Source organism: Enterobacter sp. RHBSTW-00975 (genome assembly GCF_013615235.1).
GTDB lineage: Bacteria > Pseudomonadota > Gammaproteobacteria > Enterobacterales > Enterobacteriaceae > Enterobacter > Enterobacter ludwigii.
On sequence record NZ_CP055883.1, the window covers coordinates 3,177,464 to 3,198,660 of the forward strand.

The following is a 21,197-nucleotide window of genomic DNA, read 5'->3' on the forward strand; positions in this document are numbered from 1 at the left end:
GTCACTTATTATTCAGCTTAACTGAGCCGGTTAGTCGAAAGGGAGCCGCCGCGAGATGCTTATGCGCTTTATGTTGCTGCTGTTGGCATTAACGAGCCTGTCCAGCCAGGCGCAAACCATCAAAGAGAACATCGCGTTCTCCGTGATTGGTGAGCCAAAGTACGCGGTCAATTTTACGCACTTTGATTACGTCAATCCTGCCGCGCCAAAAGGCGGAAACGTGACCCTCTCCGCCACGGGGACGTTCGACAACTTCAACCGTTTCGCCCTGCGCGGCGTGGCGGCAGCGCGAACAGAATCGCTCTACGATACGCTGTTTGTTACGTCTGATGATGAACCCGGCAGTTACTACCCGCTGATTGCCGACAACGTGCGTTACGGGGATAACTTTGCGTGGGCGGAAATTTCGATTAACCCACGGGCGCGTTTTCACGATGGGACGCCGGTCAAAGCCAGCGACATTGCCTTCACATTTCACAAATTTATGACTGAGGGCGTTCCCCAGTTCCGCATTGTCTACAAAGGCGTGACGGTCAAAGCCATTGCCCCGCTCACGGTGCGTATTGAGCTGAGTGAGCCGAATAAAGAGAACATGCTCAGCCTGTTCTCCCTGCCCGTGATGCCTGAATCGTTCTGGAAAGATCACAAACTTAGCGACCCGCTCTCCACGCCCCCGCTGGCGGGTGGCCCTTACCGCATCACCGACTGGCGCATGGGGCAGTATGTTGTCTATTCCCGGGTCAAAGACTACTGGGCGGCAAACCTGCCGGTAAACCGGGGCCGCTGGAATTTCGATACCCTTCGCTACGATTACTACCTTGACGATAACGTGGCATTTGAAGCATTCAAAGCCGGTGCGTTCGATATGCGCGTGGAGAGCAGCGCTAAAAACTGGGCGACACGGTATATCGGCAAAAACTTCGCTAACGGGTATATCGTTAAAGACGAGCATAAAAACGCGTCCGCTCAGGATACGCGCTGGCTGGCGTTTAATATCCAGCGTCCGGTATTTACTGACCGCCGGGTGCGGGAAGCCATTACCCTGGCCTTTGATTTTGAATGGATGAACAAAGCGCTATTTTACGGCGCTTACAGCCGGGCAAATAGCTATTTCCAGAACACTGAATATGCCGCACGCGATTACCCAAAAGCGGACGAACTTGTCCTGCTGGCACCGCTGAAAGCAGAACTGCCACCGGAGGTGTTCACGACGGTATTTCAGCCTCCGGCGTCAAAGGGTGACGGCTACGATCGCGACAACCTGCTTAAAGCCAGTAAACTGCTGGATGACGCAGGCTGGCCACTGAAGAATCAAAAACGCGTCGATTCCAGAACGGGCAAACCGTTAAGCTTTGAGCTGCTGCTTGCGTCCGGAAGCAACGATCAGTGGGTGCTGCCGTTTAAGCACAATCTTGAACGGCTGGGGATTACCATGAACATTCGCCAGGTCGACAACGCGCAGCTCACCAACCGCAAACGCAGCCGTGATTACGACATGATGCAAACCCTGTGGCCCGCGCAGCCGTGGCCCAGCTCAGATCTGCAAATCTCCTGGGCATCCAGCTATATCGACTCCTCCTACAATGCGCCGGGGGTGAAAAGCCCGGCGATTGATGCCTTGATTGCGAAAATTGTGGCGGCGCAGGGTGATAAAGAAAAACTCCTGCCGCTGGGACGCGCCCTCGACAGGGTCTTAACCTGGAATTACTACATGCTGCCAATGTGGTATATGGGCGAAGACCGGCTTGCGCGCTGGGACAAGTTCTCCGAGCCTGCCGTACGCCCTGTCTATTCACTGGGCTTCGACACCTGGTGGTATGACGTTAACAAAGCCGCCAGACTTCCCGCTGAGCGGCGATAAGGAATCATCATGGGTGCGTATCTGATCCGCCGTCTCCTGCTGATTATCCCGACCCTCTGGGCAATCATCACGATTAACTTTTTTATTGTGCAAATCGCGCCCGGCGGCCCGGTCGACCAGGCTATTGCAGCCATTGAATTTGGCAACAGCGGCGGCATGCCTGGCGGCGGTGGCGAAGGAATGGGCGCGAGCCATGCCCGCACCGGCCTGGGAAATATCAGTGAAAGCCATTATCGCGGCAGACGTGGCCTGGATCCGGAAGTCATCGCCGAGATCACCCATCGTTATGGCTTCGACAAACCGCTTCACGAGCGGTATTTCAACATGCTCTGGAACTACCTCCGCTTTGATTTTGGCGACAGCCTGTTTCGCAGCGCGTCGGTTTTAACATTGATTAAGCAAAGTCTGCCGGTGTCGATTACCCTGGGGCTGTGGGGAACGTTGATTATTTATCTCGTCTCTATTCCCCTGGGGATCCGTAAAGCGGTTCACAACGGCAGCCGCTTCGATGTCTGGAGCAGCACGTTTATCATCATCGGCTATGCCATTCCGGCGTTTCTGTTTGCCGTTCTGTTGATTGTCTTTTTTGCCGGTGGCAGCTATTTCGATATCTTTCCGCTGCGGGGGCTGGTGTCAGCGGATTTCAGCACCCTGCCCTGGTACAAGAAGATCACCGATTATTTCTGGCACATCACGCTGCCGGTGCTTGCGACCGTCATTGGCGGCTTTGCGGCCCTGACCATGCTGACCAAAAACGCTTTTCTCGATGAAATCCGTAAACAGTACGTTGTGACTGCCCGTGCGAAGGGCGTCGGCGAAAAGCAGATCATGTGGAAACATGTCTTTCGCAACGCCATGCTGCTGGTGATTGCCGGATTTCCTGCCACGTTCATCAGTATGTTTTTTACCGGCTCGCTGCTGATAGAGGTGATGTTCTCCCTCAACGGACTGGGCTTGCTGGGATATGAAGCCACCGTGTCGCGCGATTATCCAGTCATGTTTGGCACACTTTATATCTTCACCCTGATTGGCCTGCTGCTGAATATCATCAGCGATATCAGCTATACGCTGGTTGATCCCCGAATTGATTTTGAGGGCCGCTGATGCCGCGTTTAAGCCCCGTCAACCAGGCCCGATGGGCCCGTTTTCGCCACAACCGCCGCGGCTACTGGTCGCTGTGGATCTTTGCCGTCCTGTTTGTCTTAAGCATGTGTTCGGAACTGATTGCCAACGATAAACCGCTGCTGGTGCACTTTAACGACCGCTGGTATGTGCCCGTTCTCACCCAATACAGCGAAAGCGATTTTGGTGGCCCGTTTGCGACGCCCGCTGAATATCAGGATCCGTGGCTTCGCCAGCAAATTGAACAGCACGGCTGGGCACTCTGGGCGCCGGTGCGTTTTGGCGCAAACAGCATTAACTTTGCGACCACCACCCCCTTCCCTTCCCCGCCTTCCGCGCAAAACTGGCTGGGAACGGATGCCAACGGTGGCGATGTGCTGGCACGCATCCTCTACGGCACGCGGATCTCGATCCTCTTTGGGCTGATGCTGACCGTCTTTTCCAGCGTGATGGGCGTGGTAGCAGGTGCCGTTCAGGGCTACTACGGCGGGAAAATCGACCTGTGGGGTCAACGTTTTATTGAGGTCTGGTCAGGCATGCCGACGCTGTTTCTGATCATTCTGCTTTCAAGCGTGGTACAGCCAAACTTCTGGTGGCTGTTAGGCATTACCGTCATCTTCGGCTGGATGGCGCTGGTAGGCGTGGTGCGGGCGGAATTTCTGCGCACCCGTAATTACGATTACATTCGCGCTGCCCAGGTGCTGGGGGTGAGCGACCGCGGGATCATTTTCCGCCATATGCTTCCTAACGCCGTGGTAGCGACCCTCACTTTCCTGCCGTTTATTCTGTGCAGTTCCATCACTACCCTCACCTCGCTTGATTTCCTTGGCTTCGGGCTCCCTCTCGGTTCCCCGTCGCTCGGCGAGCTACTGCTGCAGGGCAAGAACAACCTGCAGGCACCGTGGTTAGGCATCACCGCCTTTCTTGCCGTGGCCGTGCTGCTTTCACTGCTGATTTTTATTGGCGAAGCCGTGCGCGATGCTTTTGATCCCAACAAGGCGGTATAAGATGACGCAGCCCCTTCTCAGTATTGATAACCTGTCGATTGCCTTTTCAAAACAGGGTGAGGCGCGTACCGTGGTCACGGAGTTGTCGCTGCAGATCCAGCGCGGCGAAACGCTGGCGCTGGTAGGCGAGTCAGGCTCTGGCAAGAGCGTATCGGCACTGTCGATCCTGCGCCTGCTTCCGTCTCCGCCCGTCAGCTATCCGCAAGGCGACATTCTGTTTCACGGTCGCTCGCTGCTGCATGCCGATGAAAAAACCCTGCGCGGAATTCGCGGCAATAACATTGCCATGATTTTCCAGGAGCCGATGGTCTCCCTTAACCCGCTGCACACGCTGGAAAAACAGCTCTATGAAGTGCTGTCCCTGCACCGGGGCATGCGCAAAGAGGCGGCGCGGGGGGAGATTCTGGATTGTCTTGAACGAACCGGCATTCGCAATGCCGCAAAACGGCTGAACGATTTTCCCCATCAGCTTTCCGGCGGCGAACGTCAGCGGGTGATGATTGCGATGGCCCTGCTCACGCGACCCGAACTGTTGATTGCCGATGAGCCCACCACCGCGCTGGACGTGACGGTGCAGGCGCAAATTCTGCGGCTGCTGCGGGAGCTGCGTGACGAACTGAACATGAGCCTGCTGTTTATCACCCATAACCTCAGCATTGTGAGAAAGCTCGCCGACAGCGTCGCCGTGATGCAAAACGGACGCTGCGTCGAGCAGAACACCGCAGCCACCCTGCTGAAAGCGCCTCAGCACCCCTATACGCAGCGTCTGCTTGATAGCGAGCCCACGGGTGACCCGGTTCCCCTGCCGGCCGACAGCGCGCCGTTGCTGCGCGTTGAGGGGCTGGGCGTGTCGTTTCCTGTTCGCAAAGGGATTCTGCGGCGCATCGTCGACCAGAATCCGGTATTGAAAAATATCCATTTTTCCCTGCGTCCGGGCGAATCGCTGGGGCTGGTGGGCGAGTCCGGTTCGGGAAAAAGCACCACCGGCCTGGCACTGCTGCGCTTAATCGCCTCGCAGGGTGAGATCCTCTTTGACGGTATGCCGCTGCACAACTGGAACCGTCGCCAGATGTTGCCCGTTCGTCCCCGCATGCAGGTTGTGTTTCAGGATCCAAACTCCTCGCTTAACCCACGCCTGAACGTATTACAGATTGTCGAAGAGGGTCTGCGCGTTCATCAGCCGGCATTGACCGTCCGGCAGCGGGAAGAAGAAGTGATACGCGTTATGGAAGAAGTTGGCTTAGATCCGGATACCCGGCACCGCTACCCGGCTGAATTTTCCGGCGGTCAGCGCCAGCGTATCGCCATTGCCCGCGCGCTGATCCTCAAACCGGAGCTGATCATTCTGGATGAACCGACGTCGTCGCTGGACAGAACCGTTCAGGCTCAGATCCTGGCATTACTGAAAGGATTGCAGGAAAAGCACAGGCTGGCCTATATCTTTATCAGCCATGATTTACAGGTTGTGCGGGCGTTATGCCATCAGGTGATTGTGTTGCGACAGGGAGAAGTGGTCGAGCAGGGAGAGTGCCAGCGCGTATTTGCTGCGCCAACGCAGAGCTACACGCGCCAGCTGTTGTCCGCAGACTAGCGCTCAGAAAGGATACTGGCCCGAGAAAGGCTCAGCGATAGCAACACCAAAGTTTTTCAGACGGCAGGTCGCGGCAAATTCATCCTGGCTTTTCACGAACAGGCAGGGTTCACCTTCACACTCCAGTACGGAGCTGTCCACTTCAATATCCGTCAGGGCCTCGCTGAGACGCTCCATGACTCGCCATGCATTTTCGTCGCTCGGGCTCAGCAACTTAAGTGCAACCAGACAATTCTCGCAACCCGCGACGCTTTGCGGAATCGGTTCAACTTTCGAACCTGCAAAACCCGCCGACCAGCGATAGCTCTGGGGCAAGCGATGGACTATGGAGAGTTGTAATGTATTCACGTTCGTTCCCCGGAAGCAAAATTTACTTCACAATTTATTTACATTTATAGTAACACATCATCGCCAGCCTGCACTATTCGGCGCTTTTTTATAGGTGTTCAGGCTCGCGTCGGCGCTATATGTACCCGTTTCTGCGATCTAACTCAACCTTTTTAAATACAATGATGTGACTTTTTACACAAATAGATTTTACATAAAAGAAACAAACACAGGGTAAACGAACGCAGCTTTGGTTGATGTGTGTCAACAAAAAAGGCCCTGACTGGGCCTTATTTGCGCGTTAGCTGGCCACCTTTCGCGGCCGACTGGCGTAGAGATAGAAAAGAATGGAGCTGGTTGCGCAAAACGCCATCGCCCACAGCATCGGCCAGGCCGTATTAAACGTGGCCATCGACAGTAACGCCCCGACGATGGCGCCGATGCCAAAGCGGAATGTTCCGGCCAGCGACGAGGCGGTGCCTGCCATATGCGGGAATTCGTCGAGGATCACCGCCATCGCATTGGAGGAAACCATCGACACGCAGCCGACGAAGGCCGCAACCCCCACCACCAGCGCCCAGAAGCCCACGCCTGTAAAAGCACTCAGCACCAGCCAGATAGCCATCACAAACTGGATCCAAAGCCCGGCGCGGAACATGTTCAACGCCCCGACTCGGCGGACAAAGCGGCTGTTAATGATGGTCATAATGAACAGGAAGACGATGTTGAGCGCAAAGTAATAACCGAAGTGCTGCGGAGAAACATGGTTCAGTTCGATATAGACAAACGGCCCGGCACTCAGGAATGAGAACATCCCGGCGAAGCTGAAACCGCTCGCCAGCATATAGCTCAGCACGCGCTTATGGCGAAACAGTGAGGCGAAATTCCCCATTGTGGTTCGGATGTGGAACTTCTGTCGGCGCTCCGCGGGTAGCGTTTCATCAATAAAGAAGAAGATCATTGCCGAGGCCAGCAGCGCGGCAAGCGCCAGGATCCAGAAAATCACATGCCAGCTGAACCATACCAGTACCGCACCACCGGCCATAGGGGCCACCAGCGGTGCAATCGTCGTCACCAGCATCACGAACGACATCATCCGGGAGAACTCTTCTTTCGGGTAGATATCGCGCATCAGGGCATTGATTACCACACTTGCCGCTGCCGCCGCCAGACCGTGGAAAAAGCGCATGACAATCAGTTGATCGATGGTTTGCGCCTGCGCACAGGCCACCGCCGCCCCTGCAAAAATCAGGGTCCCGCCAAGGATAACGGGCTTGCGGCCAAAGCTGTCCGCCATCGGGCCATAAAACAGCTGACCGAGGGCAAAACCGAGAATATAGGTGCTGAGCGTCATCTGCGCGCTGCCTGCCGGTACGCCAAACTGCGCGGAAATAACCGGCAGCGCAGGCAGATACATATCAATAGACAGCGGCATCAGCATGGCCAGCAGGCCAAGAATGAAGACGATTTTGAACGACGAGTGTGGCCTGGTGGTCACAGAGTTCTCCTGAAATTAATGCGAAGGCAGACCAACGCTGGCGATCTCTTCTTCCGTTAACGGGCGATATTCGCCGGGCGCCAGCTCAGGATCGAGTTCAATTGCGCCAATACGTTCACGATGCAGACCGACAACGTGGTTACCCACCGCGGCAAACATACGCTTCACCTGATGGTAGCGCCCTTCACTGATGGTCAGACGAACCTCGGTAGGCGCGATTACTTCAAGCACGGCAGGCCGGGTCAGATCTTTTTCATTATGCAACTGAACGCCGTTGGCAAATTGTTCTGCCGTGTCATCCGCGACCGGAGACTCCAGCGTCACCCGATACGTCTTCTCACAGTGATGGCGCGGAGACGTGATACGGTGTGACCACTGCCCGTCGTCGGTCATCAGCACCAGCCCGGTGGTGTCGATATCGAGACGGCCAGCGGCATGCAGCTTGTGCGCGACCGGTTCGTCGAGGAAATAAAGCACCGTTGGATGATCCGGATCGTCCGTGGAACAGACATAGCCTTCCGGCTTATTGAGCATGAAATAGCGCGGCCCGTGCTGTTGGGTCAGCGGGTTGCCGTCATATTCAACCTGATGGTCAGGCTGGAGTTTGAACGCAGTGTCTTTCACAATGTCGCCATCCACGGTAACGCGGCTGGCGCGAATTTCACGCCCGGCAATAGCGCGGCTTACGCCGAGTTGCTGAGCGATAAACTTATCAAGTCGCATGAAATCTTTTTAGCCTTAATGGTGCTGGAAGTCGGACAACAGGTCCGAAAAAGAAGCAGTCTGGAATGGCTCAGTATAATGGTCTGGTTGCGCCACTCAAGGGAAAAAGTTTCGTGGCATACTATATGCGAAATAACTAAACCGAGACCCCATGACTTTTACACTTCGTCCTTATCAGCAGGAAGCCGTTGACGCCACTCTCGCCTGGTTTCGTAAACACCAGGCACCGGCGGCCATTGTGCTTCCCACCGGTGCTGGCAAAAGCCTGGTGATCGCCGAACTGGCGCGTCTGGCACGCGGACGCGTGCTGGTGCTGGCCCACGTCAAAGAGCTGGTGGCGCAAAACCATGCCAAGTATTGCGCGCTCGGGCTGGAAGCTGACATTTTCGCTGCCGGGCTAAAGCGTAAAGAGAGCCACGGCAAAGTGGTCTTTGGCAGCGTACAGTCGGTGGCCCGCAACCTTGATCTGTTTCGCAGTGAATTTTCGCTGCTGATTGTCGACGAGTGTCACCGCATCAGCGATGACGACGACAGCCAGTATCAGCAAATCCTCACTCACCTGAAAGAGGTGAACCCGCACCTTCGCCTGCTTGGCCTGACGGCGACCCCGTTTCGCCTGGGTAAAGGCTGGATCTATCGCTACCATTACCACGGTATGGTGCGCGGCGATGAGAAAGCGCTGTTCAGCGACTGTATCTATGAACTTCCTTTGCGCTACATGATCAAGCATGGCTACCTGACGCCGCCCGAGCGGCTGGACATGCCGGTGGTGCAGTACGATTTCAGCCGGTTACAGGCGCAGAGCAACGGGTTATTCAGCGAAGCGGAGTTGAACCAGGAGCTGAAAAAGCAAAAGCGCATTACCCCGCATATCATTAGCCAGATAGAAGAGTTCGCCGCGACGCGCAAAGGGGTCATGATCTTTGCCGCCACCGTGGAGCATGCGCGAGAAATTACCGGGCTGCTGCCCGCCGAGGACGCGGCCTTAATCACCGGCGAGACGCCCGGGCCGGAGCGCGACCGCCTGATCGACGCCTTCAAAGCGCAACAATTCCGCTATCTGGTGAACGTGTCGGTGTTAACCACCGGGTTTGATGCCCCGCATGTCGATCTGATTGCCATTTTACGTCCGACCGAATCGGTCAGTCTTTATCAGCAGATTGTGGGGCGCGGCCTGCGCCTGGCGCCCGGGAAAACCGACTGTCTTATTCTGGATTACGCCGGAAACCCGCACGATCTCTACTCTCCGGAAGTCGGCACGCCAAAAGGCAAAAGCGACAACGTCCCCGTTCAGGTCTTTTGCCCTGCCTGTGGTTTTGCCAACACCTTCTGGGGTAAAACCACCGCAGACGGCACGCTGATTGAACATTTTGGCCGCCGCTGTCAGGGCTGGTTTGAAGATGACGAAGGACATCGCGAACAGTGCGATTTCCGTTTCCGCTTTAAAAACTGCCCGCAGTGCAATGCGGAAAACGATATTGCCGCCCGTCGCTGTCGCGAATGCGATACGGTTCTGGTCGATCCTGATGACATGCTAAAAGCAGCGCTGAAGTTAAAAGATGCGCTGGTGCTGCGCTGTTCCGGTATGGCACTGCAACCCGGCGCGGATGACAAAGGCGAGTGGCTGAAAATCACCTATTACGATGAAGACGGCGCAGACGTCAGCGAGCGCTTCAGGGTACATACGCCTGCCCAGCGTATGGCCTTCGAACAACTCTTTATTCGCCCGCACACCCGTACGCCCGGTGTACCGCTGCGCTGGATTACCGTGGCCGATATCGTGCGCCAGCAGGTGTTACTGCGCCACCCGGATTTTGTTGTGGCTCGTATGAAAGGACAGTTCTGGCAGGTTCGGGAAAAGGTGTTTGATTACGAAGGCCGTTTTCGTCGCGCCAACGAATTGCGCGGTTAAGGGGACTTTTCATTGATGTGAAGGGCATTTGAGTATAAAATGCCGCCCGCTTCATATCCGTGAAGCAGAACACTCACCTGCTGCTGGGTCGCCTGTAGTAGGGTTTAAAATACAGAGAGAAATCAATGTTTACTATCGAAGCAGAAGTACGTAACGTGCAGGGTAAGGGTGCGAGCCGCCGCCTGCGTAACGCTAACAAGTTCCCGGCTATCGTTTACGGTGGCGAAGCTGCTCCAGTTGCAATCGAACTGGATCACGACAAAGTGTGGAACCTGCAGAACAAACCTGAATTCTACAGCGAAGTTCTGACCATCGTTGTTGGCGGTAAAGAAGAAAAAGTGAAAGTTCAGGCTGTTCAGCGTCACGCGTTCAAGCCAAAAGTCACTCACATCGACTTCGTTCGCGCGTAATCGCAAACACGTCGAAAAAAAAGCCCCGCTTCTGCGGGGCTTTTTTTATGCCTGTTATTTCCCGCCAGAGGTGCGGCGCTGAAGCTGATCGCGCAGGTTCGGCGGCGTGCCTTTAATGGTCAGCGTATCGGTGGCCGGATCCCAGAAGATGCGTTCACCCAACAGCATGGCATCAAAGTTGATGGTCAACCCACCGCCGCTACCGGCAAATTTAGTGAGCTGTCGCAGCGTACTGCGATCCGCCGGGAAGCTCTCTTCGAGCTCATAGCCTTTATCAGCAGTAAATTCCTGGAAGCTGACTTCACTGACGCCCGCCAGCTCTTTTGACAGCGACTCCAGCTCAATCTCTTCTCCCGCCTGCAGCTGTTCGTTGCAGTAACTGTACACCTGCTGGCGCACGGTCTGACGCTCAGATTTATCGAGCTGCGCTTCAGCGGTAAAGTCGTCAACCGCCTGCAGCAGCCCTTTGTTCTGCGCTTTGGCGTTAAGACCTTCGCTGGCGCCGAGGAAGTCCATAAAGAAATCAGCCACTTTACGACCGACGCGGCCTTTCAGGAAGGTCAGGTAGCGGGTCGATTCCGGGTTCGTTTCCCACTCGGTTAAATCGATACGCGCCACGATATCCGCATGGTTGATATCAAGATAGTGGGTAGAGCTGATATCCAGCTGCTCATTCACGCGCATGCTGCTTAAATTGTTCAGCACGGTGACCAGCAGATACTCTACTGCCAGGTAGCGATAGTGACAGAACAGGACGATACCGCCGTCTGCGAACGGGTATTTTGCCAGTTCGTCACGCAGACGTCCGGTGGCGGCGCGGCTAAACGCCAGGAAATCCTCTTCGCCCTGACGCTGCAGACGAAGACTATCAGCCAGTTCGCTCTCTTCGCTGAACAGACCATAGGCTTTATTTTTAGCACTGTAGACGCGGTGCAACTCCGCCATCATTTCCACAACGGTCGCCGTGGGTTCCAGTAACGAATCGCGAAGCACCACTTCAAGGGTTTGCTCATCACGCTTGATAAGCTGGTGCAAGGCAATCTGGTTGATTTCCAGACTCATGATAAACTCTCCTTTTAGACCGGGCGGTATTCAACCACCACCAGGTCATGTGTGCAACAACAGATAAAAAAGGGGAAAAAAAGCTGTCGCTACGGTAATATGTTGCCCTTTCATCAACAAACTGATTTTGATTTATGCCACAACATTCCCGCTACAGTGATGAACACGTTGAACAACTGCTCAGTGAGCTGGTCAACGTACTGGAAAAACATAAAACGCCGACCGATCTCTCCCTGATGGTTTTGGGAAATATGGTCACCAACCTTATCAATACCAGCGTTGCTCCGGCTCAGCGTCAGGCGATCGCCAAATCTTTCGCCCAGGCGTTACAGTCCTCCGTCAGCGACGACCAGGCCCATTAAGGGAAACGAACAACAGTTTATGGTGACGAATCGTCAGCGCTACCGTGAAAAAGTCTCCCAGATGGTCAGCTGGGGACACTGGTTTGCCCTGTTCAACATTCTGTTAGCGTCGGTCATTGGCTGTCGTTATCTGTTTGTCGCAGACTGGCCGACAACGCTAACCGGGCGTATTTACTCCTGGATGAGCGTTGTGGGTCACTTTAGCTTTTTGGTTTTCGCCACCTATCTGCTGATCCTGTTCCCCCTGACGTTTATCGTCATGTCGCAGCGGCTCATGCGTTTCTTATCCGCTATCCTCGCGACGGCGGGGATAACGCTGCTGCTTATCGACAGCGAAGTCTTTACCCGTTTTCACCTGCATCTCAACCCCATCGTCTGGGAACTGGTGATCAACCCGGATCAAAACGAAACGGCCCGTGACTGGCAGCTGATGTTTATCAGCGTTCCGGTGATCCTGCTTATTGAGATGCTGTTTGCCACCTGGAGCTGGCAAAAACTGCGCAGCCTGACCCGTCGGCGCCATTACGCGAAACCCGTTGCGACGCTCCTTTTCGTCTCCTTTATTAGCTCGCACATCATGTATATCTGGGCGGATGCGAACTTCTATCGCCCTATTACCATGCAGCGCGCTAACCTGCCGCTCTCTTATCCGATGACGGCCCGCCGTTTCCTCGAAAAACACGGCCTGCTGGATGCGCAGGAGTATCAGCGCCGTCTGGTCGAACAGGGTAATCCGGAAGCGGTCAGCGTTCAGTATCCGCTGAGCGAACTACGCTATCGCGATATGGGCCGCGGGCAAAACGTCCTGTTAATCACCGTCGATGGACTGAATTATTCACGTTACGAGAAGCAGATGCCTGCTCTGGCTGGTTTCGCCAGTAAGAACGTGACGTTTACACAGCATATGAGTTCCGGTAACTCGACCGACGCGGGTATCTTTGGTCTGTTCTACGGCATTTCAGCCGGATACATGGACGGCGTGCTGTCCGCCCGTATTCCTGCGGCACTGATCACCGGACTTAATCAGCAGGGTTATCAGTTAGGGCTATTCTCTTCGGATGGCTTTAACAGCGCGCTCTATCGCCAGGCGCTGCTGTCAGACTTCTCACTGCCGGCGGCACAGAGCCAGACAGATGAACAGACCGCCAGTCAGTGGATAAGCTGGCTGCAACGCTACGCCCAGGAAGATAACCGCTGGTTCTCGTGGGTTGCCTTAAACGGCACCAACCTTGAGGACACGAATCAGAAAGGCTTTGCGCGCCGCTACAGCCGCGCTGCCGGTGACGTGGATGCACAGATTGGCCGCGTGCTCGACGCGTTGCGCGAGTCTGGCAAGCTGGATAACACCGTCGTGATCGTCACGGCCGGTCATGGTATCCCGTTGGGTGACGAAACGAAGAGCATGGAGTGGTCGCGTCCAAATCTGCATGTTCCGCTGGTGATCCACTGGCCGGGAACGCCGGCGCAGCGCATCAATATGCTGACTGAACATAAAGATGTGATGACGACCCTGATGCAACGTCTGCTGCACGTCAGCACGCCAGCAAACGAGTATTCACAGGGGCAGGATCTCTTCAGTGCCACCCGCCGCCATAACTGGGTGACGGCTGCCGGAGAGAGCACGCTGGTGGTGAATACGCCAGCGCTGACGCTGGTGCTGAACAACAATGGGAAGTATCAGACGTATAATCTGCAGGGTGAGCGGTTGAAAGACCAAAAACCGCAGCTGAGCCTGCTGCTGCAGGTTCTGACGGATGAGAAGCGCTTTATCGCTAACTGATTAATTATAAACCAGTTAGCAACAGATTCCCTTGCATTCAAAACGGAATCGAGTAGTATTCTTTTTATGCGTCGGCACGTAGCGCAGCCTGGTAGCGCACCGTCATGGGGTGTCGGGGGTCGGAGGTTCAAATCCTCTCGTGCCGACCAAAAATACTCTTTAAAACCAGCCGGTTATGGCTGGTTTTTTTATTGCTTAATTTCTGATGGGAATCATTACCTGTAGTTTCAGCACCAACGGTCGACAACCCCCCCTTAAAACACTCCGCCACGCTTGACGCTGTATATTTTTACAGTAAAAATACCTCCCCCCACTTGAAGTTATTACGGAGGTTTTATGTTTGTTGAATTGGTTTACGATAAGCGAAATGTTCAGGGCCTGGATGGAGCCAGAGAAATTATATTGGCCGAGCTTACGAAGCGAGTGCATAACATCTTCCCTGATGCTGAAGTGAAGGTTAAGCCTATGCAGGCTAACGGACTCAATAGCGATGCCAGCAAAAGCGATCGTGAAAAGTTGAACCGCATGCTGGAGGATATGTTTGAAGAGTCTGATATGTGGCTTACAAATGAATAAATTTCTTTGAAGCCCTCATAGCGAATGTACTGGCGCGGACTTTAGCTGATAATTTTCCTTTGTGTAACACAATAACATTGGACAATCGACTTAGTGCGATACACCAACGTCTGGAGCAGTGATGATGAAAACAGTCGAGATACTGCAATACAATTTACACAAAGGCACCGGAGCATTTTTTCATAACGTCATGGCAGAAATTAGCGTTCCCCTACATCAACGCCACGGCATCGATGTGGTGTCGTTTGGTAACTCTCTGCACGATCTTGATTGCTACTATCTCATTCGAGCCTTTGAAAGTATTGAAAATATGAATACAGTGCTTAATTCTTTCTACGCGAGCGCAGACTGGCGCTGCGGGCCTCGTGCGTCCATCATTGACTGCATCGAAACAAGCATTAAGACAGTAATTGATCTGCCACGAGTAAGTGTGGATGGGCTACGAGTGTAAGTCCAAATCTGTTACGTCCCGATTGAGCGTTTACTGCCTTATTAGGTTTGGTTCGGTGTATTGAAACTGCCAAAACGAGTCTGAGCTACTACATATCTAACCCTGCCCTGCCCCCCATTGATTAACTCACCGCGATGTTTGTAATGTATTCATAAGCCACATGAGGACATCACCAAGAAGCGTTTTCCGACCAACATATTCTTGAAAACCAATCCTTCCGGGTTGTTTTTGTATTTCTGCAAAGGGAATTTCGTGTCATGTAACTCACTGGGAAAAAAGGGGCCCGTTTAGGCCCCCCTGATGCGTTACTGTTTCACTTTGGCCTTTTCCTCATTGATGACGTTTAGCGCTGCTGCGGTGCAATCACCCTGAGCGATCCTGAGCGTGCCCGCCTGTTGGCGTTGCTCCAACAATGCGGAAAGCGTGTTGTAAACTTTCGTTTCGTGGTGGGCCTGTGCATAGCCCAACGCCTCGCAGATTTGAAAATCTGACATTGCCGCAACACGTTTACCATTCCCCCCCATGAAAGGCCGGGTGCTTAATGCATCCGTTTCGGGTTGAGAAGCAATGCAACATCCTGTAGTAGTCACCGCTGCCAGAATGATTAATATCCACTGAGCCTTTTTCATCAGTAACGCTTTTTTTAAGGGTTTCACTTAAAATACTTCCCAAATTCGACATGTTGTCGCCTGATTTCTTTCAGGTTTGCCACTATTCCAGCCATACACCAGCCACTGACAACCCCCAAAAACCAACCCATCAAGAGATTGACTATCACCAGTGACCCACGTTTCTGGAGCCAGACTGCGCGCTACCACCACCAATATGATTGCCACCGCCTAAGCCGTGGGCGCTGTTGCTGTTGGCTGCATTGTTGCTGCCGTTCCCCGTTCCATGCTCATGTCGTGAGTTATTACGGCTATGATCGCTTCCCTGACGCTGAGAGACGATCAACGCGTCTACGTGCGGAACTGCGATTTGCACATTCGGATCGACTTTGGCGATCTCCCCTGCGGTGGTGGTAGTGGTGACACCGTTAACAGTGATATTAACAGGCGTCCCCGGCTTCATACTGGACACAGCAACGTTAATCGAGCCCGTGTCTTTTGTTATGGCAACACTTGTAACGTTATCAGGTGCTTTCGTGGTGGCTGGAGTATGAGTAAGCGAGGGCGCAGTAACCGCCTTGCCAGCGGGTAAGGCTGGACCTGTTGTCGCTTGCTGCATAGACACCACTGCGGCGCGGTAAGTTGTGCCTGTGATTTGTGGCGCAGCCACTGCAGACGTTTTGGCGGCGTCAGGGGTGTTAACGGCAGTTCCTGCAGGTAAGGCTGGCCCTGTTGTGACTTGCTGCATTGAAATCACAGCGTTCCGGTAAGTCGTGCCCGTAATGTGTGGCGTTTTCTGCTGCAGGGGTTGCGGCGTTCTTTGTGTTACAGGTCGCGGCGCATCGGGAGCCGTTTCAGTTGCCTGTACTGCATTAATACGATCGCCTGCAGTGCGTAAGCTGTTTTCGATGTCCCCTAAACGGGCCATATTTTCAGGTGAACGGTCGGCATTGTAAGCCTTTAATGCAGCCTGCTTATCCTCCATGGCCTGATTGGCTTCATTGCGAATCGACTGAATAGCAGTGGCTTTTTCATCCATGGTCATGAAATTAGAAGCGAAGGCGTTCACACTTCCGCATGAAAGCGCAATTATTACGGATAAAGAAATGATAGAATGGCGGTTCATTACAATAATTACCTTTAATTTATGTTAAGGGAAAACAGAAACAACAATTAACTACCCCGGCACATGTCGGGGACTTTTTTCAACAAACGAAACAAGCACTTCAAACCGCGCATAATAACGACTGTAAACGATTACACATTTGATATTTATCAATATCCCTAATTCAAATCGTAGAAATAACAATCAACTCAGCCACTACATTTCCCTGTTAATTCGCTTCAAAACATCTCTATTGTTATCGCAACCAATCATTTTTTTAGTCAATAACACTCAGACGGTGAATTTTTCCGGTTCATTATCCTGCATAAAAAAAGTGAAATAATGTTTCAGTGCGCGTGCATTGACGTAACGAAAACATCCCTCCTCTGGATAAAGCGCCCTGTCCCTGCATAGCTGATACGGCCCAAGCCAGACACCGTCAGCAATACAGAGAGGGATACATGCCCGGATTTCACGCGATAAGAGGTGTGATAATTGAACAACGAGGCGGTATAGCGGGAGGCTAATTACAGAGGCAGGAATTTATTGGAATTGATGACAGGGCTGGTTGAATCAACATGAATGCTGTCCAGCCCTGATTCGTACGACTAAAAAAAGACAAGCATTTTAATAACCGTATTCTTACCGCACTTCGGCAGGCGTTTTACGCAGATAAAGCAGCGTCAGCAAACAAATCACCGCGCCGGCATAAAAGGTATATTCTGCGCCCCACAGTTCCCAGATAGCGCCGGCACCCACGCTGGCCATCAGTAACCCGACCCCGCTGACCAGACTAAAAAGACCAAACGCCGTACCGCGCAAATCCGCAGGCGCTGTTTTGGCCACCATCGCGGCCAGCAGCCCCTGAGTCATCCCCATATGCATGCCCCAGAGCGCAACGCCGACAATAATACCGATCCAGTGGGTACTCAGGGCCAGAACGATATCAGCGGCAATCAATACGACTAGTCCCCACTGCAGAAGCCGGGTATGGCTCATACCATCAGAGAGTTTGCCAAACGGATAGGCCGAGAAAGAATAGATCACGTTCATCACCACCATCACCAGCGGGATTAAGGCCAGGGGAACGCCAGACTGTTGCGCACGGAGGACAAGAAAAGCCTCGCTAAAACGTGCCAGTGTGAATACCGCCCCCAGGCCAATGACCCACCAGCACGATTTTCCCAGCCGCGTTAAATTCTCTCTTTTGATGGGATTAGTGCGTTTATGTTCGACAGGGGTTTTCGGCTCCTTCAGGCCGAAATACAGCAGCGCAACCGAAAGAAAGCCGGGGATCAGGGCTATCCAGAAAACCGCGCGAAAATCATTGTGTAGCAGCAGCATTAACCCCACGGCCAGTAGTGGCCCCAGAAATGCGCCGGTGGTATCCATAGACTGACGCAGGCCATATGCCGCCCCGCGCAGTTCCGGCGGGGTGATATCTGCGACCAGTGCATCCCGTGGAGCACCGCGGATCCCCTTCCCCGCACGATCCATCAGGCGCGCGCCTAAAACCATCCCCGAAGAGGATGCGAGGGCGAAAAAGGGTTTGCTCAGCGCACCGAGGCCATACCCGAGTAGCGCCAGCCCTTTACGCTTGCCAAGATAGTCGCTAATCGCCCCCGAAAAGACTTTGATAAAGAGAGCGGTAGCCTCCGCGAGCCCTTCAATCAGGCCGATAACCAACACGCTCGTTCCAAGCGTAGTCACCATAAACAGTGGAAGCAGGCTGTGGATACTCTCTGACGAGATGTCCATCAACATACTGACGCCACCCACTACCCAGACCCCACGAGGGATCCGGCTGAGTACCGTAAATCTGGAAAGCATCTGTAACTCCTGCTCTGAAAACAGTGGCCTGACTGCTTACAGAATAGGATACGACGGATTAAAAAACCTGAGGAAGAACAACGAGCCAATAAAAAAGCCAGCGCTCAGGCTGGCTTTTTTATCGCTGGAAAGGCGTTTAGTGTTTATCACGCTCACCCAGGAAGAAAATACCCAGCGGAATGGCAAGCAGCACGGTGAACACCAGGCTATAAACAAAGATCATCGCTGATTGCAGGACATACATGCTGGTCGTCCAGGCAGAGAGAGGAATGTTGTACTGTTCAATAACGCCAACAATGGTTGCCCGCCCAACGCACGCGGCAGCAATCATAAACACAACCAGTAGCGCCAACAGGAACTTGCGGCCTTCAGGTGTTTTCAGTTTTGCACGTACCATCTCTCTCTTCCCTTCACAGATGAATAACATTATGTGGTATTTAAAATAACACGATCTGCCGTCAGACTCCAATGCAGTACAAACAACCACTCATTGCGCATGAATAGAGTTTTATACGCTGCCAATATTGAAAATGTAAGTAAATTACACTAACCATTCACGAACATTATGTTAACCTGTGCCTGATAGTTTGACATAAAGGAATGACTGTGAAAAAAGCACCTAAATTTGCCATTGCCCTGATTGCCGCCGCATGCGTTAGCACCATCGCTTTCGCCAGCGACACCCCTAAAGCGCAGCCTCTGGAAAAAGTAGCGCCTTATCCGCAAGCGGAAAAAGGGATGAAGCGTCAGGTCATTCAGTTACCCGCTCAGCAGGATGAAGCGAATTTCAAAGTGGAACTGTTAATTGGCCAGACGCTGGAAGTGGACTGCAACCAGCACCGTCTGGGCGGTCAGCTGGAAAGCAAAACCCTGGAAGGTTGGGGCTACGACTATTACGTCTTTGATAAAGTGACGTCTCCGGTTTCGACCATGATGGCCTGCCCGGATGGCAAGAAAGAGAAGAAATTTGTTACCGCGTATCTGGGTGACAACAGTCTGCTGCGCTATAACAGCAAGCTGCCAATCGTCGTTTATACGCCTGCAAACGTGGAAGTGAAATATCGCGTGTGGAAGGCGGAAGAAGAGACGGGCACCGCAGAAGTCCGTTAAGGATAAGCCGGTGGCGATTTCGCCTGACCCGGCTATGATACTGTGCGGTTTAATAAGCCGGGTAAGCGCTAACGCTACCCGGCTTTTTCACATCAGAGTGCGATATCCGCGACCGGTTTGTTTTCCGCCTGAGGCTTCAGCTCTGCCTTTGGTGCTGCGTCAGCAGCAGCTTGCGGCTTCACATATTGCAGCTGCAGAACGCGGCTGGTGTATTCCAGTTCCTGTTCCGTCGCGTCAACGTTACCGTTCAGCTTAGTGCCGTAAGAAGGAATAATGGTTTTCAGTTTTGCCTGCCATTCCGGGCTGGCAACTTTGTCTTTAAACACTTTTTCCATCAGATGCAGCATGATTGGCGCAGCGGTAGAAGCCCCCGGTGACGCACCCAGCAGCGCAGCAACAGTGCCTTCTTTGTCACTGACCACTTCGGTACCCAGACGCAGTACACCGCCCTCTTTCGGATCGCGTTTGATGATCTGTACACGCTGACCCGCCTGCCACAAACGCCAGTCTTCTTTCTTCGCCTGCGGATAGTACTCTTTCAGCGCGTCAAAGCGTTCATCGTCAGAGAGCATCACCTGGCTAATCAGGTATTTCACCAGATCGAAGTTATCCAGACCGACGTCCATCATGGGCTTAACATTAGAGGTGGTGGTCGCACTCAGCAGGTCCCACAGGGAACCGTTTTTCAGGAACTTCGTGGAGAAGGTCGCGAATGGCCCGAACAGCACCACACGTTTACCGTCAAGCACGCGGGTGTCGATGTGCGGAACGGACATGGGTGGCGCACCAACGGAAGCCTGACCGTAGACTTTTGCCAGGTGACGATTCACCACTTCCGGGTTTTCAGACACCAGGAACTGACCGCCCACCGGGAAGCCTGCGTAATCGTCCGCTTCCGGAATACCGGTTTCCTGCAGCAGTTTCAGCGCCGCGCCGCCCGCACCAATAAAGACAAACTTCGCCTTGATGACGTGCTCTTCTTCATTGTGTTTCAGATCGGCAACGGTCACGCTCCAGCTGTTATCCGCATTGCGCTTAAAGCCACGCACTTCGGTGCTGAGCTGCAGATTAAAGTTCTCTTTTTTCTGCAGGGAACCTACCAGCTGGCGGGTAATTTCGCCGTAGTTCACGTCAGTACCAATTTCAGTACGGGTCGCGGCAACTTTCTGGTTCGGGTCACGACCTTCCATGACCAGCGGAGCCCACTCTTTAATCTGCGCGTGATCTTCGGAGTATTTCATGCCGCGGAACAGTGTGCTCTGCTGCAGAGCCGCATAGCGCGCACGCAGGAAGTTAACGTTCTGCTCGCCCCACACAAAGCTCATGTGCGGCACGGTGTTGATGAAGGAGTGCGGATCGTGCATTACGCCGCTGTTCACCTGGTGAGACCAGAACTGGCGAGAAATCTGGAATGCTTCGTTGATCTCAACCGCCTTCTCGATACTAATGGAACCGTCCTTTTTCTGCGGTGTGTAGTTCAGTTCCATGAGTGCCGAATGGCCCGTACCGGCGTTGTTCCAGCCGTTCGAGCTCTCCTGCGCCACGCCATCGAGGCGCTCGACCATGGTCATAGACCAGTCCGGCTGCAGTTCTTGCAGATAGGTTCCCAGCGTGGCGCTCATAATACCGCCACCAATTAAAAGGACGTCCGTTTCCTGCTCTTTTGGCGTGTCAGCTTTTGCCGCCATTGAGACGGTATTCAGCCCCACGGCCAGAGACAAGAGCATGGCAGTCATTTTTTTCATAATTTATGCCTTAGTGTAAAAGTGCGTGATGCGTGGAAATTGCAGGTGAAAAAAGCTGCGCGGGAACGGTAACAACTTTTAAATGGTGTTTAAAGGTTAAGAAATTATTGTAATTGT

The 21,197-nt window shown here is 53.4% G+C and carries 20 protein-coding genes and 1 tRNA gene; 12 read left to right on the plus strand and 9 right to left on the minus strand.

The window, feature by feature from the left end; genetic code table 11:
- Window positions 1–55: 55 nt before the first annotated feature.
- From HV340_RS15275 to yejF, 4 genes are read left to right on the plus strand one after another with little or no spacing between them, the layout of a single operon-like run.
- Window positions 56–1,861, plus strand: coding sequence for an extracellular solute-binding protein (locus HV340_RS15275; RefSeq protein ID WP_047955885.1), 1,806 nt, complete (start codon window positions 56–58; stop codon window positions 1,859–1,861).
- A gap of 9 nt (window positions 1,862–1,870) precedes the next feature.
- Complete coding sequence (locus HV340_RS15280) at window positions 1,871–2,965, plus strand: microcin C ABC transporter permease YejB (RefSeq protein ID WP_059306574.1); 1,095 nt, start codon at window positions 1,871–1,873, stop codon at window positions 2,963–2,965.
- Window positions 2,965–3,990, plus strand: a complete 1,026-nt coding sequence (locus tag HV340_RS15285) for an ABC transporter permease (protein WP_014170934.1) — start codon at window positions 2,965–2,967, stop codon at window positions 3,988–3,990. Before HV340_RS15280 ends, HV340_RS15285 begins: the two co-directional genes overlap by 1 nt.
- Before the next feature lies 1 nt (window position 3,991).
- A complete protein-coding gene (gene yejF, locus HV340_RS15290; protein WP_063924738.1) occupies window positions 3,992–5,581 on the plus strand; it encodes a microcin C ABC transporter ATP-binding protein YejF in 1,590 nt (529 codons plus the stop codon).
- 3 nt (window positions 5,582–5,584) lie between these two features.
- Here the strand turns inward: yejF and HV340_RS15295 are convergent, their stop codons facing one another.
- From HV340_RS15295 to rsuA, 3 genes are all read right to left on the minus strand, one after another.
- Entirely contained in the window at window positions 5,585–5,929 is a 345-nt protein-coding gene (locus tag HV340_RS15295) for a YejG family protein (protein ID WP_014170936.1), read from the minus strand.
- 280 nt (window positions 5,930–6,209) lie between these two features.
- Entirely contained in the window at window positions 6,210–7,406 is a 1,197-nt protein-coding gene (locus HV340_RS15300) for a Bcr/CflA family multidrug efflux MFS transporter (RefSeq protein WP_014170937.1), read from the minus strand.
- 15 nt (window positions 7,407–7,421) lie between these two features.
- The gene (rsuA, locus tag HV340_RS15305; RefSeq protein ID WP_014170938.1) at window positions 7,422–8,129 is read right to left on the minus strand and encodes a 16S rRNA pseudouridine(516) synthase RsuA; all 708 of its coding nucleotides are present in this window, start codon (window positions 8,127–8,129) and stop codon (window positions 7,422–7,424) included.
- A 151-nt stretch (window positions 8,130–8,280) separates the two neighbouring features.
- On the opposite strand from rsuA, the gene HV340_RS15310 reads away from it, so the two are divergent.
- Window positions 8,281–10,041: a DEAD/DEAH box helicase gene (locus tag HV340_RS15310; protein ID WP_020883178.1), complete on the plus strand. Its 1,761-nt coding sequence runs from the start codon at window positions 8,281–8,283 to the stop codon at window positions 10,039–10,041.
- A gap of 125 nt (window positions 10,042–10,166) precedes the next feature.
- Entirely contained in the window at window positions 10,167–10,451 is a 285-nt protein-coding gene (gene rplY / locus HV340_RS15315; protein WP_014170941.1) for a 50S ribosomal protein L25, read from the plus strand.
- Between the two features lie 54 nt (window positions 10,452–10,505).
- On the opposite strand, the gene yejK is transcribed toward rplY, so the two are convergent.
- Entirely contained in the window at window positions 10,506–11,513 is a 1,008-nt protein-coding gene (yejK, locus tag HV340_RS15320) for a nucleoid-associated protein YejK (RefSeq protein ID WP_014170942.1), read from the minus strand.
- A 134-nt stretch (window positions 11,514–11,647) separates the two neighbouring features.
- On the opposite strand from yejK, the gene HV340_RS15325 reads away from it, so the two are divergent.
- From HV340_RS15325 to HV340_RS15345, 5 genes are all read left to right on the plus strand, one after another.
- Window positions 11,648–11,875, plus strand: a complete 228-nt coding sequence (locus tag HV340_RS15325; RefSeq protein ID WP_001135586.1) for a YejL family protein — start codon at window positions 11,648–11,650, stop codon at window positions 11,873–11,875.
- 19 nt (window positions 11,876–11,894) lie between these two features.
- Window positions 11,895–13,655, plus strand: a complete 1,761-nt coding sequence (yejM, locus tag HV340_RS15330; protein ID WP_181216086.1) for an LPS biosynthesis-modulating metalloenzyme YejM — start codon at window positions 11,895–11,897, stop codon at window positions 13,653–13,655.
- Window positions 13,656–13,727: 72 nt separating this feature from the next.
- Window positions 13,728–13,804, plus strand: a tRNA-Pro gene (locus HV340_RS15335).
- Between the two features lie 187 nt (window positions 13,805–13,991).
- On the plus strand, window positions 13,992–14,231 hold the full coding sequence (locus HV340_RS15340; RefSeq protein WP_014170944.1) for a DinI family protein: 240 nt from the start codon (window positions 13,992–13,994) through the stop codon (window positions 14,229–14,231).
- A 124-nt stretch (window positions 14,232–14,355) separates the two neighbouring features.
- Complete coding sequence (locus tag HV340_RS15345; protein ID WP_059306695.1) at window positions 14,356–14,682, plus strand: NIPSNAP family containing protein; 327 nt, start codon at window positions 14,356–14,358, stop codon at window positions 14,680–14,682.
- A gap of 305 nt (window positions 14,683–14,987) precedes the next feature.
- On the opposite strand, the gene HV340_RS24500 is transcribed toward HV340_RS15345, so the two are convergent.
- The 4 genes from HV340_RS24500 to HV340_RS15365 all read right to left on the minus strand — a co-directional run bounded on the left by HV340_RS24500 (window position 14,988) and on the right by HV340_RS15365 (window position 18,622).
- Window positions 14,988–15,338, minus strand: coding sequence for a hypothetical protein (locus tag HV340_RS24500; RefSeq protein WP_025203612.1), 351 nt, complete (start codon window positions 15,336–15,338; stop codon window positions 14,988–14,990).
- 118 nt (window positions 15,339–15,456) lie between these two features.
- Window positions 15,457–16,416, minus strand: coding sequence for a hypothetical protein (locus HV340_RS15355; protein WP_059306693.1), 960 nt, complete (start codon window positions 16,414–16,416; stop codon window positions 15,457–15,459).
- A 621-nt stretch (window positions 16,417–17,037) separates the two neighbouring features.
- Window positions 17,038–18,225 (minus strand): MFS transporter, encoded by a 1,188-nt coding sequence (locus tag HV340_RS15360; protein ID WP_059306692.1) that lies wholly within the window; start codon window positions 18,223–18,225, stop codon window positions 17,038–17,040.
- 136 nt (window positions 18,226–18,361) lie between these two features.
- Entirely contained in the window at window positions 18,362–18,622 is a 261-nt protein-coding gene (locus tag HV340_RS15365) for a DUF2534 family protein (RefSeq protein WP_045908702.1), read from the minus strand.
- Between the two features lie 203 nt (window positions 18,623–18,825).
- Between HV340_RS15365 and eco the strand changes: the two genes are divergently transcribed.
- A complete protein-coding gene (gene eco, locus HV340_RS15370) occupies window positions 18,826–19,335 on the plus strand; it encodes a serine protease inhibitor ecotin (RefSeq protein WP_126547635.1) in 510 nt (169 codons plus the stop codon).
- 92 nt (window positions 19,336–19,427) lie between these two features.
- On the opposite strand, the gene mqo is transcribed toward eco, so the two are convergent.
- Window positions 19,428–21,080: a malate dehydrogenase (quinone) gene (mqo, locus tag HV340_RS15375; RefSeq protein ID WP_014170951.1), complete on the minus strand. Its 1,653-nt coding sequence runs from the start codon at window positions 21,078–21,080 to the stop codon at window positions 19,428–19,430.
- Window positions 21,081–21,197: the final 117 nt, after the last annotated feature.

Coding starts and splice junctions, on each gene's coding strand:
- HV340_RS15275 (WP_047955885.1), top strand. CDS start 56: ATGCTTATGCGCTTTATGTTGCTGCTGTTGGCATTAACGAGCCTGTCC.
- HV340_RS15280 (WP_059306574.1), top strand. CDS start 1,871: ATGGGTGCGTATCTGATCCGCCGTCTCCTGCTGATTATCCCGACCCTC.
- HV340_RS15285 (WP_014170934.1), top strand. CDS start 2,965: ATGCCGCGTTTAAGCCCCGTCAACCAGGCCCGATGGGCCCGTTTTCGC.
- yejF (WP_063924738.1), top strand. CDS start 3,992: ATGACGCAGCCCCTTCTCAGTATTGATAACCTGTCGATTGCCTTTTCA.
- rsuA (WP_014170938.1), bottom strand. CDS start 8,129: ATGCGACTTGATAAGTTTATCGCTCAGCAACTCGGCGTAAGCCGCGCT.
- HV340_RS15310 (WP_020883178.1), top strand. CDS start 8,281: ATGACTTTTACACTTCGTCCTTATCAGCAGGAAGCCGTTGACGCCACT.
- rplY (WP_014170941.1), top strand. CDS start 10,167: ATGTTTACTATCGAAGCAGAAGTACGTAACGTGCAGGGTAAGGGTGCG.
- yejK (WP_014170942.1), bottom strand. CDS start 11,513: ATGAGTCTGGAAATCAACCAGATTGCCTTGCACCAGCTTATCAAGCGT.
- HV340_RS15325 (WP_001135586.1), top strand. CDS start 11,648: ATGCCACAACATTCCCGCTACAGTGATGAACACGTTGAACAACTGCTC.
- yejM (WP_181216086.1), top strand. CDS start 11,895: ATGGTGACGAATCGTCAGCGCTACCGTGAAAAAGTCTCCCAGATGGTC.
- HV340_RS15340 (WP_014170944.1), top strand. CDS start 13,992: ATGTTTGTTGAATTGGTTTACGATAAGCGAAATGTTCAGGGCCTGGAT.
- HV340_RS15345 (WP_059306695.1), top strand. CDS start 14,356: ATGAAAACAGTCGAGATACTGCAATACAATTTACACAAAGGCACCGGA.
- HV340_RS15355 (WP_059306693.1), bottom strand. CDS start 16,416: ATGAACCGCCATTCTATCATTTCTTTATCCGTAATAATTGCGCTTTCA.
- HV340_RS15360 (WP_059306692.1), bottom strand. CDS start 18,225: ATGCTTTCCAGATTTACGGTACTCAGCCGGATCCCTCGTGGGGTCTGG.
- HV340_RS15365 (WP_045908702.1), bottom strand. CDS start 18,622: ATGGTACGTGCAAAACTGAAAACACCTGAAGGCCGCAAGTTCCTGTTG.
- eco (WP_126547635.1), top strand. CDS start 18,826: ATGACTGTGAAAAAAGCACCTAAATTTGCCATTGCCCTGATTGCCGCC.
- mqo (WP_014170951.1), bottom strand. CDS start 21,080: ATGAAAAAAATGACTGCCATGCTCTTGTCTCTGGCCGTGGGGCTGAAT.